The organism is Sphaerisporangium sp. NPDC005288, from assembly GCF_040607475.1.
Taxonomy (GTDB): Bacteria; Actinomycetota; Actinomycetes; order Streptosporangiales; family Streptosporangiaceae; genus Sphaerisporangium; species Sphaerisporangium rhizosphaerae.
The window spans coordinates 196,174-214,256 of record NZ_JBEXGT010000002.1 but is presented as its reverse complement, the minus strand read 5'-3'; the positions used below and the strand labels follow the sequence as shown (position 1 = coordinate 214,256).

Genomic DNA, 18,083 nt, shown 5'->3' with positions numbered 1-18,083 from the left:
CGGTTCCGCGGACAAGTGCGGGCTTTGAGCAGTTGTACGCCCTTGCGATGATCAGCGATATCCGGCGGCACGGAAAAGCGGGACGGGGCAGTCCGTAAGCCCGTCCCGCACGCTGCCGCCGGCCCGGCGAACGGCCGCGCGGCCGCGCGCCCGCCCAGGTGATCCCGGCCACGCGACATCTCCCCCGCATTCCGGCGCGCGAGCCACCCCCTACCCGCCCCCGCAACCGACCCCAGTGTTGGGCGGCCACCCGGAAAGCGCGGCGCCCCACCCCCCCGTACAAGTGAATACCGCGTTCGTTGACGATCGATATGGCCGATGTGCACCATCACGAACACTCACAGATTCGCCCCGATCTGGAGATCCCTGGGGGGGTTGCACATGCCACGTGTCATCGAATACACCGACCCTGTACATGGTTGCCCGGGCTATTTGGTATATGACCGGGAAGATTGCCGTCTGGCCGCCGGCGGGTTCCGCGTCCAGCCGGGGCTGAAGGTCCAGACCCTCATCGACCTGGCCGAGCGCATGACGCTCAAGCAGCGCGTGCTCGGCATCAACGTCGACGGCGCCAAGTCGGGGCTCGCCTACGACCCCATGGCGGCCGACGCCGAAGAGGTGATCTCGCGCTTCCTGTCGTTCGTCTCAGGCGAGCTCACCACCCGCTACAGCATGGGCTGCGACATGGGCACCCGGTTCGAGGACCTGGAGCGCCTCGCGGCCGGCGTCGGGCTGCGGTCGGTGAAGTACGCGGTCAAGAACGCCCAGGGCTTCTCCGACGAGGAGTACTTCGCGCGCATGGGCCTGCTTGACGCCTCCGTCGGCCGGCGCACCGTGGGGCAGCGGCGCGCCGGACACGTGGTGGCGCACTCCGCCCTGGCCGCCGCCGACAGCGCCGGGTACCTGGCGACCGGGCTGCACGTCGCCATCCAGGGCTTCGGCAACCTCGGCAGGGCCGCCGCCGAGTCGCTGGTCGCCGAGGGCGCCGCCATCGTCGCCGTCGCCGACGCCTACGGCTGCGCGGTGCACCCGCGCGGCCTGGACGTCACCGCGATGCTGGAGCACGACCAGTCGCGGCCGGTGTCGGAGCAGACCTCCCGGCTGGCGTGGCTGCCCGGCGAGACGCTGTTCGACCTGCCGGTGGACGTGCTGATCCTCGCCGCCGTCGAGAACGCCATCACCGTCGAGCAGGCCGAGGCCCTGCAGGCGCCCGTCGTGGTCGTCGGCGCCAACTGCGGCCTCAGCGAGGCCGCCGAGCAAGTGCTCAACGAGCGCGGCGTGCTGGTCGTGCCCGACTTCATCGGCGGCATCGGCGGGTCGGCCTCGATGGAGACGCTCTTCGGACCCGCCACGCTGCCCGAGCCGCACGAGGTGCTGGACAACGTCGCCTTCCTCACGCGCGAACTGGTGATCGACGTCATCGCCGGCTCCCGCACGCGAGGGATGTCACCGCGGCAGGTCGCGCTCGACATCGCGGCGAACGCCCCCGTCCACCCCGACCAGCCCCCGTACGGCCACAGCCCCTACGCCCGCGCGAGCCGGCGTCCGAAGGGCAACCGGGTCGCGACCTCTGCGTCCCGCCGCAGTGGCCTCATCGCCTCAGGAGAGAACCTATGAGCACCGACCAACCGTGCCGCCACGAGCGCAGCCACATCGTCGACTCCGCCTTCTACGGCCACCGCTACAGCACCGCCGCCAGCCGCCGCATCTTCTGCGACCGCTGCCGCTTCCAGCGCTGGCTCGACGTGGAGGCCGCGCTGGCGCTGGAGCAGGCCGCCCTCGGCATCATCCCGGCCGACGCCGCCCAGAAGATCGCCGCCGCGGCGAAGGTCGAGCGGCTGGACCTCGGCGCCGTCCGGGCCGAGATCCGGCGCACCAGCCACTCGCTGGTCGGCCTGCTGCGGGTGTTCCAGGCCTCCGTCCCGGACGGCGCCGGTGAGTTCGTGCACTACGGCGCGACCACCCAGGACATCCAGGACACCGCCCAGTCGCTGGAGATGCGCGACGTCGTGGACGCGATGGAGCACGAGCTGCTCGCGATCGTCACCCGGCTGGCCGACCTGGCCGAGACGCACGCCGAGACCGTCGCGCTCGGCCGCACGCACGCCCAGCCGGCGCTGCCCATCGGCTTCGGCCTGAAGATCGCCGGCTGGATGGACGAGATCCTGCGCAGCGGCGAGCGGCTGCGCGCCCTGCGCCCGCGCGTGCTGACCGCCGAGCTGTTCGGCGGCGTCGGCACGATGGCCGGCTTCGGCGACCAGGCGATCGACCTGCTGCGCGGCTTCTCCGCCCGCCTCGGTCTCAGCGCCGCGCCGCTGGCCTGGCACGTCGCCCGCGACCGCATCGCCGAGTTCGTCTCCACCCTGGCGATCGTCGCCGGGACCATGGGCCGCATCGCCGACGAGGTCCGCCTGCTGGCGCGGCCGGAGTTCGGCGAGGTGGAGGAGGAGTGGCGGCTCGGCCGGGTCGGCAGCAGCACGATGCCGCACAAGCGCAACCCCGAGGCGTGCGAGCAGACCGTCATGCTGTCGCGCCTGTCCGCCGGCACGGTCGGCGTGGCGCTGGCCGCGATGAGCGGCGACCACGAGCGCGACTCCCGGTCGCTGCGCCTTGAGTGGGCGTGCGTGCCGGAGGTGTCGCACTACACCCTCGCGGCCTGCGACATCACGCGTCTCATCGTCGACGGTCTGAAGATCCACCCCGACCGGCTGCTGGAGAACACCAAGGTCGTCGCCGGGCAGATCGTGACCGAGCGGCTCATGCTCGCCCTGGGCAAGCACATCGGCAAGCAGACCGCCCACGAGCACGTCTACGAGCTGAGCCAGGAGTCCCGCAGCACCGGCACGCCGCTGGAGGACCTGATCCGCCAGAACGGCGTCGCGCAGCACCTCAGCGAGGAGGAGCTGGCCGGAATCTTCGACGTCTCCTCCTACCTCGGCCACTCCTCCGAGCTCACCATGTACACCGTCGCGCAGGCCCGCGCGTGGGCGGCGGAGACCAGGCGCCTGCTGGGCAAGCCGGTGAAGGAGACCGCTCTTGCCCACCACTGAGGTCCGGGCCACGCTGGCCGACGTCCGCGAGATCACGCTGCCGCGCCCGCTGTTCGCCGGCATCGCCGGACACGTCGTCCGCAAGCTCACCGGGCACTACATCGAGGGGGAGGTGTCCGAGCGCAAGGCGTTCGGCCTGCTGCTCGGCCGCCAGGCGGGGACGACCCTGCACGTGGCGGCCGTGCTCCCCCTGCTGGCCAACATGCGCAGGGACCCGGACATCGCCGACGACATGGACGAACTGGTCGACCAGTACGCCATCCCCTCGGAGACGCCCAACGACCAGCGGGGGTGGATCGCCCACCCCCGCGAGCTGATGGACGCCGAGGACTTCTGCGACGAGCACGGCCTCGCGGTGGTCGGCAACTACCACACCCACCGCGTCCCCTGGCCGCAGGACCCGCGCCGCGACACCTGCACCCGGCTGGACCGGCTGCTCGCCGAGGAGTCCGGCCAGTGGGTGTTCATCGTCTCGGCCACCGACCTGCACCGCATCACGGTGCGCGCCTTCTACGAGGGACAGAACGACCGCGAGGCGGACGTCCGGCTGCTGCCGGCCGCCCCCCACGCCATATCCATCGACAGGAAGAGCCATCGATGAGTTATATAGAGGACTACACGCAGGTCACCGGCTTCCACGGTCACAAGTGCCCGGGGTCGGCCGTCGGCCTGCGCATCGCGCACGTCGCCATCTCCCACCTCGGCCGGCACGGCGCCGACAACGAGGTCGTCGCTGTCGGCGAGACCGACGGGTGCGCCATAGACGCCGTCCAGGTGCTCACCGGATGCACCGTCGGCAACCGCCACATGATCCTGCAGGACAACGGCAAGGTGGCCTTCACCTTCTGGCGCGTCTCCGACGGAGCCGGACTGCGGGTCACCGCCAAGCCCGGCAGCGAGGCGTTCCGCGGCGAGGAGCTGTGGGCGCTGGCCCACAAGGTGGAGGGCGGCACGGCCACCGGCGAGGAGCGCGCCCGCTTCTCCCAGGCGCAGGCCGAGCGCATCCAGCGGATCCTCGCCGCCCCGGTCGACGAGATCCTGCTCATCGAGCCGGTCGCCGACGAGGCCCCCGCGGCCAAGAAGTCCCGGCCGCACGCCCCCTGTGACGGGTGCGAGGAGCTCACCAGCACCGCCGTGCTGCACGACCACCGCGGCCGTCTGCTCTGCCCGCCCTGCCACCTCGCCGCGCACGGCGGCGTGCTGCCCCCCGACCACGCGGGCCACGGCCATGGCCACGGCCACGGTCACCAGGCCGAGCACAAGCACGGCCATGGCCATCTCCAGCACAACTGACCCGCGCCGGCGGTCCGCCCCGGCCCGCGGCCGGCACCACGCCGCGCCGCGGGCCCCGCTGGCGATCCGAGAAAGGGAATTTCATGTCCGATGACTTCGCCGCCGTCTTCGAGGCGCCCGTCGACCAGGCACCCGACCTCGACGAGCTGGTCGTGGCGACGATGACGTGGCACTTCTCGCCCTCGACCGGCAGCCGGTTCTGGATCGAGCAGGCCGCCTCGTTCGGGTTCGACCCACTGTCGGACGTCAAGACCTACGACGACCTCCAGCGGCTCTTCGCCGACGTGAAGATCGACTGGAGCACGATCCCCGCCCACACGCTCGTCCCCCGCGGCTGCCTCGACCGGCCCGGGCGCTTCGGCGTGTACGAGTCGGGTGGCACCACCGGCGCGCCCAAGCGCATCGTCGACGCCACCTCGCGCAGGCGCAACATCGAGTACCAGAGCATGTTCCTGGACGAGCAGGGCTTCCCGACCGGCGGCAAGCAGGCCGGATGGCTGCACATCGGGCCGACCGGCCCGCACGTGATGGCCAAGAACATCGGCAACCTGACCGAGCTGCGCGGCTTCCTGGCCTACTTCGTCGACCTGGACCCGCGCTGGGTCAAGCGGTGCATCGCCACCGGCCGCCAGGACGAGTCCGACCGCTACATCGACCACATCCTCGACCAGGTCAGGGACGTGCTGCTGTCGCAGGACATCCAGGCCGTCTCCAGCACCCCCCGCATCCTGGAGCGCATCGTCGCCCGGCCCGACGTGTACGAGCCGCTGCGCGAGAAGGCGCGCGGCTTCATCTGGGGCGGCACCAGCATCGACGCCGAGACGCTGAGCCTGCTGGAGAACGAGGCCTTCCCCGGGGCCAAGTTCGCCGGGGCGTACGGCAACACGATGATGGGCATGGCCCCGCAGCGCACCCGCGTCGAGGGCGACCCGTCGCCGTGCGTCTTCCGTCCGTTCTACCCCTACACGGTGGTCGACGTCGTCGACCCCGTCGACCTCACCACGACGGTGCCGGTCGACACCCGCGGCGTCGTCAAGATCACGTCGCTGACCCGCGACCTGTTCATGCCGCCCACCGTCGAGCGCGACATGGTCACGCTGCGCGCGCCGCTGGACGACCACCCCGGCGTCGAGGTCTCCGACGTGCGGCCGAACGAGACCGCCAAGGAGACCATCATCGAGGGGGTCTACTGATGGCCGTGGCAACGGCGTACAAGGTCCCGCTCATCCGGGCGGGCGTCGCCGCCAAGTCGGCCGAGACGGTGCCGCTGCGCGGCGTCGACGGCACGCATCTGGCCGACGTGGACATGGCGCCGCCGCTGGCCGCCACGCTGACGGTCGCGGAGCTGCGGCGCCGCCCCGTCGGCGAGGCGCCGTCCGCCGAGACCTTCCGCCGCATGGGCGAGCTGTTCGGGACGGCCACGCTCAACGGGCTCACGCCGGCCGACTACTGCGAGATGCAGTCGCGCAGCGCCGGCGTGCCGATCTCCGTGGCGCGGCGCTCGGTCACCGACATGGCCGAGACCTGCGCGAACGCCCCGCTGCGCGTGGCCGCCGAGCGTCCGGCCGGCGCCGCGACGACCGTGGGGGCCGGGGAGATCAGGGCCGTGTGGCTGCGGCGCGGCGACACCCTGTCGGTGATCGCGCCGAGCAACAACCCGGGCACCCACACCCAGTGGGTGCACGCGCTGGCCTACGGCTACCAGTTGCTCGTGCGACCGGGCACCCGGGACCCGTTCACCCCGTCGCGGCTGATCGCCGCGGCGCTGGAGGCGGGGATGGAGCCCTCGCGCCTGTCGCTGCTGCCCGGCGGGCACGCCACGGCGGACGCGCTGGTCAAGGCGGCCGACCTGAGCCTGGTCTTCGGCGGTGACGCGGCCATCCGGCGCTACGCCGACAACCCCGGCCTGGTGCCGCGCGGGCCGGGCAGGTCCAAGCTTCTGCACACCGGCCCGATCACCGACCGGGCGCTGGAGGTGATCTGCGACTCGGTGGCCTACGACGCGGGGCTGCGGTGCACCAACGCCAGCGCCGTGTTCACCGACGGCGACCCGATGGAGCTCGGGCAGGCCATCGCCCGACGGCTCGCCGCCCTGGTCGCCGCTCCGCCCCAGACCAGCGAGGCGCAGCTTCCGGTCATGCCGATCGAGCAGGCGCGGGCGATGCGCGCGCACCTGTCGTCCCGGCTGGCCGGGGCGGTGGAGGTCACCGCTCCGCTGTACCAGGACGGCGGGGTGGCCGACCTCGGCGACGGGTCGGCGGCGCTGCGGCCGGCCGTGCTGGTGTGCGACCGCCCCGACCACCCGGGCGGCGGCATCGAGCTGCCGTTCGCGTGCGTGTGGGTGCTGCCGTGGAGCCGGCGCGACCCGGTCACGCCGCTGAAGGACACGCTGGCGCTGTCGGTCGTGAGCGACGACGAGGAGCTGGCGCTGACCCTGCTGCGCGAACCGTCGATCCGCAAGGTCGTCGTCGGCGGCCTGCCGACCCACGCGGCCGGGCCCACCAGCCCCCACGACGGCTACCTCAGCGGCGACCTCATGGAGGTGCGCGCCTACGGCGTCGCCCCCCGCCCCTGACGGCGGCACCGCCGGCACGACGAACACGGGCGGCGCACCGGCTGCGGACCGCGTACGCGCCGCCTGACTGGACGAGAAGGGCCCACGACCCCCCGGTCGCGGGCCCTTCGCCGTGTGCCCGTGCTCTCCCCGACCTTCCGGGTGATGGCACGCGCGAGGTGGTCAGCGTGGGAGGTCCGGGGGGATGTCGGTGCCGCGGACCCAGGGTTTGATGTCCAGGACCGGGGTGCCGTCGACCAGGTCGACGCCCTGGAAGTGGACGACGCCGTCCTCGACGCGCAGCACGCGCACGAGGCTCATCCCGAGACGGCTCGGCCGGTTCGGAGAGCGGGTGGAGAACACCCCCCGGTGCCCGCCGCCCCTCGCCCCGCCGCGCGGGACGCACTTCAGCGCTCCGGCCTCGTCGTCGTCCTGGGAGTGCAGCCAGGTCAGCAGCCAGATGTGCGACCATCGCTCCAGGCCGGCCAGCCCGTCGGCGAACCGGTCGTAGACGACCACCTTGCCGGGCTCGCCGTAGTTCTCCGTGGCCTGCGCCGGGGCGTCCTGCGGCCGGGCGTAGCCGGTCACCACGTAACCGATCGGGCTGACCTGGACCGGCTGCTGGACGCCGGGGTCGGCGGTCTGCTCGGGCACGTCATCGACCTCGATTCACGGGAAAGGCATCCACGCGCGGATGCTCGTCGGATCGTACGGGGCACCTGCGAATATCCCACATCGGCGCTCCATGCGGCCGCGTGCGCAGGTATTGCGAAATAGGATTCTTCATCCCTTTTATGGGTGTTTTCGGGTGCCCCCTACGGGCGGTGGCACCCTTGCTCCGGCACGCGGAGCCACCCGACAATGCAGGCTCAGTGATTTCCAGGACCATGGGGGGATTCATGCCGTCCGGCATTCCGTCACGCCCCCCGTCCTTCCGCGGCGGCCCTCTCTCGTGACCGAGGAGCGGCGGCCGCTTTCCTGTGACCGATTTTCAGTGACCAAGGAGTGAACGCGTGACAGAGCGCACAGATGTTCTGGTCGTCGGCGCCGGCGTCATCGGGCTCACCACGGCCGTGCACCTGGCCGAACAGGGCCTGGCGGTGCGGCTGCGCGGCGACCAGCCGCCGCGCGAGACGACCTCCGCGGCCGCCATGGCCGTGCTGAGCGGTCCCCTGCTGTCCGACCCCGCCGACACCGCGAGCTGGGAGCCGTACGAGACCGTCGCCGCCTGGCACCGCCTGGGCCTGGACACCTTCGCCGGGCTCGCCGGGCAGCCCGGCACGGGCGTGCGGGTCACCCCCGGCCGGTGGGCGAGCCGCACCGAGATCGCCGACGCCTCCTGGATCCACCGGCTGCCCGGCTACGAGCCCTGCGCGCCCGAGGAGCACCCCGGCTTCGCCCTGGCCTTCCGGATGACGGTGCCCATCGTGGACATGCCGGTCTACTTCGAGCACCTGACGGAACGGCTGGTGGCCGCCGGAGGCGCCCTGGAGATCGGCTCGGTGGCGTCCCTGGACGAGGCCGCCGCCGAGGCGCCGGTCGTCGTCAACTGCACCGGCGCCTACGCCCAGCGCCTGGCCGGCGACCCCGAGGTCCGTCCGATGCGCGGCCAGCACGTGATCGTCGAGAACCCCGGCGTCACCGACTACTTCTACGAGTTCAGCAAGGGCCCCAAGCTGACGGCGTTCATGCCGCACGGCGACCGGCTCGTCTGCGGCGGCACCGCCACCAGGGACGACTGGAGCCGTGAGCCCGACCCCGTGCAGACCGAGGAGATCATCGCCCGCTGCGCCGCCGTCGACCCGCGCATCGCCGGCGCGCGCGTCCTCGGCGTGGAGACCGGCCTGCGCGCCGGCCGTCCCCGCGTCCGGCTCGAGGAGGACACGGCCGGCGGCGCCCGCGTCATCCACAACTACGGGCACGCGGGCGCCGGGGTCGGCCTGTCCTGGGGATGCGCGCACGAGGTCGGACGGCTCGTCCAGCGCACCGGCCGCGTCGCCTAGCGGGTCGTGAGCGCGCCGCCGTTGACGTTGAGCACCTGACCGGTGACGTGCCGGGCCGCCGGGGAGGCCAGGAAGACGACCGCTCCGGCGATGTCCTCGGGGTATCCGGCGCGCCCGTTCATCGTCTCGGCCACCCGCGCGTCGTGGAACTGCTGCCCGTTGCGGTCGCGGAAGAACTCGGTGTCGGCGATGTACCCGGGCGAGACCACGTTCGAGGTGATGTCGCGGGCGCCGAGCTGACGCGCTAGGAACAGGTTCCAGGAGTTCAGCCCGGCCTTGGCCGCGCCGTAGGAGCCCGCGCCCCGGTCGGCGGCGAAGGACCCGATGTGGACGACCGCGCCGCCGGGGGCGAGCTGCTTGTCCAGGGCGGCCGTCATCAGCACCGCGCTGACCAGGTTGCCCTCCAGGTTCGCCCGCCACGCCGCGGCCAGGGCGTGCAGGTTGTCCGGCGTGCGCGGCCCCTGCCCGCTCAGCCCGACCGCGCCGAGCTGCGGGGCGCCGGCGCCGGGGCCGGGGCCGTCCAGGTCGCGGTTGCCGCCGGCGTTGTTGACCAGCACGTCCACCGTCGTGGGCAGCTGGTCGCGCAGCGCCTCGATCTGATCGGGGTCGGTGGCGTCGCAGACGACGGTGCTCACGCCGTCTCCGAGCCGCGAACGCGCCTCGGCCAGGACCGGCTCGCGCCGCCCGGTGATGTAGACGTGCGCGCCCTGCTCGGCGAAGGCCGCGGCGACGGCGTAGCCGATGCCCGTGCCCCCTCCGGTGACAACAACCGTCCGTGTCATGTCGGGTATCTCCAGTTCGGTTCGTAGGTCTGGTGTGGCTTCGCGGCGCGCGGCGGCGCCGGGGTCAGGCGGGGACGGTGGCGCGGGAGAACCGGGCCCGGGCGAGCGCGCCGACGATCGTGACGGGCAGGGTCACCAGCGCCGCGATGCCGAACAGCAGGCGGAACTGGCCGCCGGCCGCGAGCCCGCCGACGGCGGCCGTGCTCAGAGCGGCCCCGGTGAACACCGCGGAGGCGACCACGGCCGCGGCCGTGCCGCGCACGTCGGGGGGCGACGCCTCGATCATCCAGGTCTGGATGGTCGACTGCGCGATGGCCAGGGCCATTCCCGCCAGCAGGCCGGCCGCCAGGATCGCCGGAATGGTCTGGCTGAAGGCCGCGGCCAGGAAGCCCACGAACAGCAGCGTGCAGCCGCCGCCGAACAGCCCGGCGGCGGTCACGCGCGAGTCGATCGAACGCACGATCACTCCGCCGACCACGGCGCCGAGGCCGTAGGAGCCGGTGACGATGCCGGCGATCGCCGCGTTCTTGCCGTGCACCTGAAGCGCGGAGCTGAAGAAGTTGTAGAACCCGACCATCGCCGCGCCCTCGAAGAAGGCGAAGATCGTCAGGAAGCGGAACCACCCGCCGCGGAAGACCTGGCCGAGCCGCCTGAGCGCGTCCCGGCCGCTGGTCTTGACGGCCAGCGTCTCCGGCAGCCTGCCGTACAGCGCCGCGAGCACCGCCGCCCCCGCCGCGACGAGGAAGATGGCGGCCCGCCAGTTGATCAGATCGTTCAGCACGCCGGCGCTGATGGTGCCGGTGGCGGTGCCGATCGCCGCGACCGACATCAGGCCGGCCATCACCCGCTGGCGCCGTCCCGGCGGCACCCGGTCGCCGATGTAGGCCACGGTCACCGGCGCCAGCGCGGCGGCGAACGCCCCGGCCACGGCCCGGCCGGTGATCAGCAGCGCGACGTTGGGGGCCAGCGCCGCGATGAGGTTGCCCAACGACACCCCGGCGAGCCCGAGGCGCATGACGCGCACCCGCCCGGCGGAGTCCGACAGGAGCCCGTAGAACGGCTGCATGACGCCGAACAGCAGCAGGTAGGCGGTCAGCGCGAGCGTGACCGCGGCCAGGCCGACGTGGAAGTGGTTCGCCACCGGGACGAGCAGCGGAGTGATCATGATCACGTTGGCTTGGACGAGGAACCATCCGGCGTACGGGATCGCCATGCCGTTCTTCTCGAGCGTCTGCTGAGCCATCGCATTCCTCACTCGGGCCGGAACCCGATCAGGCTCCGGCGTGCCATGGACCGGGGTCGCCGTCTCGCGGGCGCGCGCCTTCCGTGAGATCGCCGCCGCGCGAATTCCCCGTCACGCGGCCCGGGTTCTCGCTGGCGAAGAAAAGCGGAACGGTTACCAGAGAAATTCTGGAGAGCCGGCATGCGCAGGGCAAGCGGGGCGGCGTTAATGGCGGGGAATTCTGGGGTGGTCCGCCGCGCCCGGCATCTCCGATACCCGTTTCCCGGCCGCCGCGCAACCCCAGAGTTCCACTTTTTCGTGTTATTCCACAGCCTCGGTACACCGGTCACGACCGGGCCGCGGCCACGTTCTCGCGCAGGACAGCAACAGGGAAGATGCGGCGTTCGCCCCGGCGCATGACGATAGGGCTCGATCACCGTTCACCGATTTCACGCATCCGGCATGTCGCGGATCAGCCGCCTATGGCCAGGCGTGCGCATGAACGCGTGGCGCCGACGGAACACGGGGAGAGGTGTCCTGATGCCGGCCGCAGACATCACGACCGCAGGTGAGACGAACGCGCTCGCCGACCGGCGCGTCACGCCGTGCGGGATGCTTCTCTCGGCGGTTACCAACGACGCCGGCGACTACGAGATAATGGCGATCAGCGCATTGGCGCCCGGCGACTCGCCGCGCCTTTCCGGCGAGGACGCCGGGCACACCCGCCTGCTCGCCGAGTCCGACGACGACCTGCCGCCCATCCTCGTGCACCGCGGCACCATGCGCGTCATCGACGGGATGCACCGGTTGCGCGCCGCCCTGCTGCGCGGCGACGAGAAGATCAAGGTGCGGCTCTTCGACGGGGACGAGGAGACCGCGTTCGTCATGGCCGTGGAGGCGAACACCGCCCACGGTCTGCCGCTGTCGCTCGCCGACCGCGAGGCGGCCGCCGCCCGCATCGTCGTCTCGCGCCCCCACTGGTCGGACCGGGCGATCGCCTCGGTCACCGGCCTGTCGGCCAAGACCGTCGACACCATCCGCCGCGCTGCCACGCCGGGCGTGCCGCAGCCGCTCAGCCGTATCGGGCGCGACGGCCGCGTCCGGCCGCTCACCAGCGCCGAGGGCCGGCGCCGCGCCTGCGAGCTGTTCACCGCCCGCCCGGACGCGTCGCTGCGCCAGGTGGCCGAGCAGGCCGGCATCTCGCTCGGCACGGCCCGCGACGTGCGCAACCGCATGATGCGCGGCGAGGACCCCATCCCGCCGCAGCAGCGCGCCCGGGACGAGCGCCGCGAGCCCGCCGGCGCCGAGCGCCGGCTGCGGCGGGTCGCCGCGGCCGGGCGCGCGGACCGGCCCAAGGACCCGGCGGCGATCCTCCACCAGCTCCAGCGGGACCCCTCGGTGCGCTTCACCGACTCCGGGCGCACGCTGCTGCGCTGGCTCAACGAGCACACGGCCGGGGTGCGCGGCTGGGAGGACCTCAGCGGGACCATGCCCTCGCACTGCGCCTACATGATCGCCGACCTGGCGTGCGCGGTCGCCGAGGAGTGGCTGGAATTCGCCGAGCACGTCCGCCGGCGCGCCGAGACGACGGCCTGAGGCCGCCCGCCGATCGCTGCGGTCGCCGGCGACACCGAGGACGCGGGTGCCGCCTGCGTGCATGATGGGGCACCACGGGCCGCGCCCGAGGCAGCGCGAAATCGGTGGAAAAAGATTCGCCGGTCGTGTCGAATGCGCCTTCTCCCGGTCGACGCGTGAGCAGAGGCCGCGAGACACGCGGCTCGTCCTCCCCGGACCCACGCACGTACAAGGAGCACCACCATGCGCTACATGCTTCTTCTGAAGACCGAAGAGAACTCGCCGGCGGGCATGCCCCCCAAGGAGCTGATGGACGCCATCTTCCGCTACGGGGAGGAGATGGCCAAGGCCGGCGTGCTCCTGGACACCGGCGGCCTGGCCCCGACCGTGATGGCCACCCGCATCCGGGTCGCCTCCTCCGGCGAGGTCACCGTGACCGACGGGCCTTTCACCGAGGCCAAGGAGGTCATCGCCAGCTACGCGATGATCGAGGCGGCCTCCAAGGAAGCGGCCGTGGAGTTCTCGACCACGTTCATGGACCTGCACAAGCAGCACTGGCCGGGCTGGGCGGGCGAGTCGGAGGTTCGCCAGATCTTCGGCGCCGACAGCCCGCCGCCGTTCGCCGGCTGACCCCCGGGGGCGCCCGTGCCGGCGCGGGGGTGACTCGGGTGACCGGGGTGACCTCGGAGACAGGGCTTCGCCCCGGTGACCGGGGCGGCCCGGCGTCGCCGGCCGTCCCCGCCGTTCAGCGGCGGGGCGGCGGGACAGGCAGGTGCGCGAACTCGGGATGGTGCCAGGGCAGGGCCACCGGCTCGTCCGGCACCTCGCCCGCGTACAGCCGCTCCAGCAGGCCCGCCAGCCCCAGCGGGCGGACGCGTTCCTCGGTGACCCGCAGGTCGGGCAGCGTCCACCAGTGGTGCCCGACCATGTCGCGCCGCTCGTACTCCATGAGACCGGAGGTGTCCATGACGAGCTCGGCCACCCGGAGGAAGAAGAAGGTCTCGACCGAGTAGTACATCTTGCCGTCCCAGCCGCCGCGCCAGTGACCGGCCGTGGTGGCGACCACCGGCCCGAGCAGGTCGGGCGTGACGCGGTGGCCGGTCTCCTCCCGCAGCTCGCGGGCCGCGGCGACCTCCACCGTCTCGCCCGGGTCGATGCCGCCGCCCGGCGTCAGCCAGGTGGCGTCGTGGAAGTGGAGCAGCAGCAGCCGGTCGGCTTCGTCGGCCACCAGGACGCGCGCCGTGGGACGCAGGATGGGCTTGCGCACAGCGTAGAGCCTAGGATCCGCGCGCGGCCGCCGCGACGGGATTACCGCCGGTGTCGGTGCTGGATGGTTGTATCTGTCTCGTGGAGGTCTCCGTCGAGCATCTCGTGTACGTCCGCGAGGACGAGTACACGGTCGCCCGCATGAGCGCCGAGGATGCGCCCGGGTTCGTCGCCGCGGGCCGCGTCCTCGCGGGCGTGCAGCCCGGAGAGACGCTGCGGCTCACCGGCGAGTGGGAGGATCATCCGCGCCACGGCCGCCGCATGACGGTCACCGCGTGCGAGCGGGTGGCGCCGTCCACGGTCCGCGCCATCCGGGTGTACCTCGGCTCGGGGCTGATCCGCGGCATCGGCCCCCGGCTGGCCCACGCGATCGTCAGCCACTTCGGCGAGTCCAGCCTGACCGTCATCGACACCGAGCCCGACCGGCTCAGGGAGGTCGTCAACATCGGCCCGGTGCGCCAGGCGCAGATCGTCGAGGCGTGGGCCGAGCAGAAGGCCGTCGCCGCGCTGATGGTCGTGCTGCAGGGCTTCGGGGTCAGCCCGCTGCTCGCGGCCAAGGTGTACCAGGCGTTCGGCGCCGAGTCGGCCGACATCCTGACCCGCGATCCGTACCGCCTCATCGGCCGGGTGCGCGGCATCGCGTTCACCACCGCCGACAAGATCGCCCTGCGGTCCGGGGTGCCGGAGCGCAGCCCGCAGCGCGTCCAGGCCGCGATCATCGACCGGCTGGAGGCCGCGGCCGCCGGCTCGGGGCACTGCTTCCTGCCGCTGCCCACCCTGCTCGCCCAGGCCGCCGACCTGCTCGGCCAGGACGACGAGCTGGTCCGGCAGATGGTGGACGCCCTGGCGGCCGAGCGGCGGGTGGTCGTCGAGGCGTCCCTCACCGACGCCCGCCAGACCGCGGTGTACGCCAAGGAGCAGCATGCCCGCGAAGTGCGGCTGGCGGCCAACCTGGCCCGCCTGCACCACGCGCGTTCCACCCTGCCCATGCGCCCGTTCCAGGAGGACCCCGGCCTCAACGACGACCAGCGCGCGGCGGTCACCACGGCGCTGACCAGCACGGTCTCGGTCCTCACCGGCGGCCCAGGCTGCGGCAAGAGCCACACCGTACGGGTGATCGCCGCGACGGTGCGGGCGATGGGCGGCTCGGTCACCCTCACCGCGCCCACCGGCAAGGCGGCCAAGCGGCTGTCGGAGCTCACCGGCCTGCCCGCCACGACGATCCACCGCATGCTGGCCCACCAGCCCGACCCCGGCTCCGGAACGCTGTTCGAGCAAACGCCCGCGCAGGCCGATCTCATCGTGGTGGACGAGGCGTCCATGCTCGACCTGCACCTGGCCACCCGGCTCACCTCGGCCCTCACCCCGGGCAGCCACCTGCTGCTGGTCGGCGACGGCGATCAGCTCCCGAGCATCGGCCCGGGCAGCGTCCTGGCCGACCTGCTGCGCGTGGAGGAGATCCCCCGGGTCCGGCTGACCCACGTCTTCCGCCAGGCCGGCGGCAGCGCCATCATCCGCGCCGCCCACCGCGTCCGGGCGGGCGAGGTGCCCGCGCTGCCGGGCGGCGGCGGCTTCTGGTTCGAGGAGCTGGACGACCCCGAGCAGGTCGCCAAGCGGGTGGTCCATCTGGCGACCGAGGCGATCCCGCGCAAGCAGAACGTGCCGGCCGACCAGGTGCAGGTGCTGTGCCCGATGCGCAAGGGCGCCGCGGGCACCGCCGCCATCGGCCGGGTCCTGCAGGAGCGGCTCAACCCGGCCGGCGAGGGCAAGGCCGAGCACTGGTCGGGCGACACCGTCTTCCGCGTCGGCGACCGGGTGATGCCGATCCGCAACAACTACGACAAGGGCGTCTTCAACGGCGAGACGGGCACGATCACCGCGATCGACGTGGCCGAGCGCCTGGTGGAGATCCACATCGACGACGGTGGCCCGGTGACCTACGGCTTCGACCGGCTCGACGAGCTGACGCACGCGTACGCCATCAGCGTGCACCGCTCACAGGGCAGCGAGTACCCCATCGTGGTCGCCCCGCTCGTCGCCGAGTACGGCGGGGTCATGCTGCAGCGCAGGCTCCTCTACACCCTGGTCACCCGGGCCCGCTTGTGGGTGGTCCTCGTCGGGTCCCGCGACGCGCTCGAGCTGGCCGTCCACCGCCTCGGCCACCGCCGCAACACCACCCTGGCCCCGCGCCTGTCCCTCACGCTGCGCGCCTCCCCCTGAGCCCGTCCGATCCTTCGCGCCGGGTCGCCGGCGCGCGCGGGCGGCCGGTGGACGGCCGGTGGGTGGCCGGTGGACGGCCGCCGCACCCGGCCACGCTGGCCCGCCCGGGCCCGCCCGGGCCCGCCGGGCCCGCCGGGCCCGCGCCGGTCCGCGCCGGTCGTTCCCCAGTGCGCGCCGCGCCTTGCGGTCTGTTGACGGGTGCTCGAAAGCAAACCGTAAACGCCTCCCGGCACAGTCGAGACCACGGCGCCGAGACGACCCGAGGGAGGCCGGAAATGACGGACAGCGGACCGCTGAGGCTGGCGGTCATCGTCGGCAGCACCCGCAAGGGCCGGTTCGGGCCCACCGCCGCCGCGTGGTTCGCGGCGCAGGCCCGCAAACGCCGCGACCTGGAGGTCGACCTGGTGGACCTGGCCGAGGCCCGGCTGCCCGACACCCTCCGCGACCACGACGAGACCCTCCCCGACCAGGTGCGGGCTCTCGGCCCCCGGCTGGGCGCCGCCGACGCGTTCGCGGTGGTCACGCCGGAGTACAACCGGAGCTTCCCCGCGCCGCTCAAGACCGCCATCGACTGGTTCTACGACGAGTGGCGGGCCAAGCCGGTCACCTTCGTCGCCTACGGCCGCGAGTCGGGCGGCCTGCACGCCACCGCCCACCTGCGCGAGATCTTCGCCGAGCTGCACGCGGTGGCCATCCGCGGCGCGGTCAGCCTGCCGTGCTACTGGGAGCAGTACGCCTCCGACGGCACCTGGCCCAAGGCCACCGCCACCTGCAACACGACGGTCAAGACGGTGCTGGACGAGCTGACCTGGTGGGCCCACGCACTACGCGACGCGCGGACCAGACGCCCCTTCACTCACTGACTCACCAGAGCCGTCGTCATCACCCGTGCGCCGGCCTCCCGACCTCACCCCACCATCTGGAAGGAACACTCATGAAGGACGTTCAGCAGCAGGTCCAGGACGCCATCGACGGGCTCGTCGCCTCCGGTGCGGAGCTCGGCCTCCAGGTCGCCGTGTACCGGCGCGGCGAGCTCGTCGTCGACGCCGTCGCGGGCACGGCCGACGCGGCGACCGGCAGGCCGGTCACGCAGGACACGCCCTTCCACGTCACCTCGACCGGCAAGGGGGCGGCCTCGGCCGTCGTGCACGTCCTGACCGAACGCGGCGCGCTGTCCTACGACACGCCCATTGTGGAACTGTGGCCGGAGTTCGGCGCGCACGGCAAGCAGGGCGCGACCGTGCGGCACGCCCTGACGCACTCCACGGGCGTGCCCGCCCTGCCGGTGGACACCACGCCGGAGGACCTCATCGACTGGCACAAGATGTGCGCGACGATCGCCGGAGCCGTCCCGTGGTGGGAGCCGGGCGCCAAGACGGGCTACCACCCGCAGTCGTACGGGTACATCGTCGGCGAGATCGTCCGGCGCGTCACCGGCACGCCGATCTCGCAGGTGCTCCGCCAGGAGGTGGCGGCGCCGCTGGGCGTCGCCGACGAGCTGTACTTCGGCGTCCCGTCGGCCGAGCTCGGCCGCGTCGCCCGCCTCGCGGACCCGGCGGGCGGGGCCATGGAGATGACCCCCGAGATGATGGCGGCGATGGCCGAGCAGGTGCCGTTCTTCAGAGTGGTGGACGGCTGGACCGCGGCGCCGCCGGCGGCGATGCCGACGGCGGCGTTCTGCAACCGGCCCGACGTGCTCACCGCCGACATCCCGGCCGGCGGCGTGATGACCGCCCGCGCCATCGCGCGCGTGTACGCCGCCCTCATGGACGAGGTGGACGGGGTGCGCCTGGTCTCCCCGGACCGGCTGCGGGAGATCACCACCGCCGCGGTGACCGGCGTCGACGAGGTCATCGGGTTCCCGGCCACCCGGGGCCTGGGCTACGACATCGGCTTCTCCGGTCCGCTGGACGCCCCCACCCGGTTCGGCATGGCCGGCAGCGGCGGCACCGCCGCCTACGCCGACACCGCCAGTGGAGTCGTGACCGCCCTGGCCAAGACCACCGTCTCCCCCGGCGACTACACCGCCTACCACCAGATCAGCGCCCTGATCGCCAAGGCCCTCACCCCCCGTTGACCCGCCGCACCCCACCGGAGACCGGTTCGGCGCGCGGGGCG

At 72.8% G+C, this 18,083-nt stretch carries 16 protein-coding genes; 12 read left to right on the top strand and 4 right to left on the bottom strand.

The window, feature by feature from the left end:
- The first annotated feature begins 432 nt into the window (after nt 1–432).
- The 6 genes from ABZU32_RS02890 to ABZU32_RS02865 all read left to right on the top strand — a co-directional run bounded on the left by ABZU32_RS02890 (nt 433) and on the right by ABZU32_RS02865 (nt 6,918).
- On the top strand, nt 433–1,617 hold the full coding sequence (locus ABZU32_RS02890) for a Glu/Leu/Phe/Val dehydrogenase dimerization domain-containing protein (protein WP_354841568.1): 1,185 nt from the start codon (nt 433–435) through the stop codon (nt 1,615–1,617).
- Nucleotides 1,614–3,050 (top strand): adenylosuccinate lyase family protein, encoded by a 1,437-nt coding sequence (locus ABZU32_RS02885; protein WP_354841565.1) that lies wholly within the window; start codon nt 1,614–1,616, stop codon nt 3,048–3,050. Before ABZU32_RS02890 ends, ABZU32_RS02885 begins: the two co-directional genes overlap by 4 nt.
- A complete protein-coding gene (locus ABZU32_RS02880; RefSeq protein WP_354916265.1) occupies nt 3,037–3,651 on the top strand; it encodes a hypothetical protein in 615 nt (204 codons plus the stop codon). Before ABZU32_RS02885 ends, ABZU32_RS02880 begins: the two co-directional genes overlap by 14 nt.
- Entirely contained in the window at nt 3,648–4,343 is a 696-nt protein-coding gene (locus ABZU32_RS02875; protein ID WP_354916262.1) for an FmdE family protein, read from the top strand. The genes ABZU32_RS02880 and ABZU32_RS02875 overlap by 4 nt, the downstream gene beginning before the upstream one ends.
- 83 nt (nt 4,344–4,426) lie before the next feature.
- On the top strand, nt 4,427–5,536 hold the full coding sequence (locus ABZU32_RS02870; RefSeq protein ID WP_354841556.1) for a phenazine biosynthesis protein: 1,110 nt from the start codon (nt 4,427–4,429) through the stop codon (nt 5,534–5,536).
- Complete coding sequence (locus tag ABZU32_RS02865; protein ID WP_354916259.1) at nt 5,536–6,918, top strand: aldehyde dehydrogenase family protein; 1,383 nt, start codon at nt 5,536–5,538, stop codon at nt 6,916–6,918. The genes ABZU32_RS02870 and ABZU32_RS02865 overlap by 1 nt, the downstream gene beginning before the upstream one ends.
- Nucleotides 6,919–7,080: 162 nt before the next feature.
- Here the strand turns inward: ABZU32_RS02865 and tsaA are convergent, their stop codons facing one another.
- Complete coding sequence (gene tsaA / locus ABZU32_RS02860; protein ID WP_354841550.1) at nt 7,081–7,551, bottom strand: tRNA (N6-threonylcarbamoyladenosine(37)-N6)-methyltransferase TrmO; 471 nt, start codon at nt 7,549–7,551, stop codon at nt 7,081–7,083.
- A gap of 359 nt (nt 7,552–7,910) precedes the next feature.
- Here tsaA and ABZU32_RS02855 point away from each other — a divergent pair, with 359 nt between their 5' ends.
- Entirely contained in the window at nt 7,911–8,900 is a 990-nt protein-coding gene (locus ABZU32_RS02855; protein ID WP_354916256.1) for an FAD-dependent oxidoreductase, read from the top strand.
- Here the strand turns inward: ABZU32_RS02855 and ABZU32_RS02850 are convergent.
- Complete coding sequence (locus tag ABZU32_RS02850; protein ID WP_354916253.1) at nt 8,897–9,682, bottom strand: SDR family oxidoreductase; 786 nt, start codon at nt 9,680–9,682, stop codon at nt 8,897–8,899. The two genes, ABZU32_RS02855 and ABZU32_RS02850, sit on opposite strands and share 4 nt — an antisense overlap.
- Before the next feature lie 64 nt (nt 9,683–9,746).
- Nucleotides 9,747–10,925, bottom strand: coding sequence for an MFS transporter (locus ABZU32_RS02845; RefSeq protein ID WP_354916251.1), 1,179 nt, complete (start codon nt 10,923–10,925; stop codon nt 9,747–9,749).
- Between the two features lie 519 nt (nt 10,926–11,444).
- Between ABZU32_RS02845 and ABZU32_RS02840 the strand changes: the two genes are divergently transcribed.
- Both ABZU32_RS02840 and ABZU32_RS02835 read left to right on the top strand, forming a co-directional pair.
- Entirely contained in the window at nt 11,445–12,500 is a 1,056-nt protein-coding gene (locus ABZU32_RS02840; protein WP_354916248.1) for a ParB N-terminal domain-containing protein, read from the top strand.
- Between the two features lie 222 nt (nt 12,501–12,722).
- Nucleotides 12,723–13,109, top strand: coding sequence for a YciI family protein (locus tag ABZU32_RS02835; protein ID WP_354841536.1), 387 nt, complete (start codon nt 12,723–12,725; stop codon nt 13,107–13,109).
- Between the two features lie 115 nt (nt 13,110–13,224).
- Here the strand turns inward: ABZU32_RS02835 and ABZU32_RS02830 are convergent, their stop codons facing one another.
- Nucleotides 13,225–13,746, bottom strand: a complete 522-nt coding sequence (locus ABZU32_RS02830; RefSeq protein WP_354916245.1) for an NUDIX domain-containing protein — start codon at nt 13,744–13,746, stop codon at nt 13,225–13,227.
- A gap of 80 nt (nt 13,747–13,826) precedes the next feature.
- Between ABZU32_RS02830 and ABZU32_RS02825 the strand changes: the two genes are divergently transcribed.
- The 3 genes from ABZU32_RS02825 to ABZU32_RS02815 all read left to right on the top strand — a co-directional run bounded on the left by ABZU32_RS02825 (nt 13,827) and on the right by ABZU32_RS02815 (nt 18,042).
- Nucleotides 13,827–15,965, top strand: coding sequence for an ATP-dependent RecD-like DNA helicase (locus ABZU32_RS02825; RefSeq protein WP_354916242.1), 2,139 nt, complete (start codon nt 13,827–13,829; stop codon nt 15,963–15,965).
- A 275-nt stretch (nt 15,966–16,240) separates the two neighbouring features.
- Nucleotides 16,241–16,828: an NAD(P)H-dependent oxidoreductase gene (locus tag ABZU32_RS02820; RefSeq protein ID WP_354916239.1), complete on the top strand. Its 588-nt coding sequence runs from the start codon at nt 16,241–16,243 to the stop codon at nt 16,826–16,828.
- A 71-nt stretch (nt 16,829–16,899) separates the two neighbouring features.
- On the top strand, nt 16,900–18,042 hold the full coding sequence (locus ABZU32_RS02815) for a serine hydrolase domain-containing protein (RefSeq protein ID WP_354916236.1): 1,143 nt from the start codon (nt 16,900–16,902) through the stop codon (nt 18,040–18,042).
- Nucleotides 18,043–18,083: the final 41 nt, after the last annotated feature.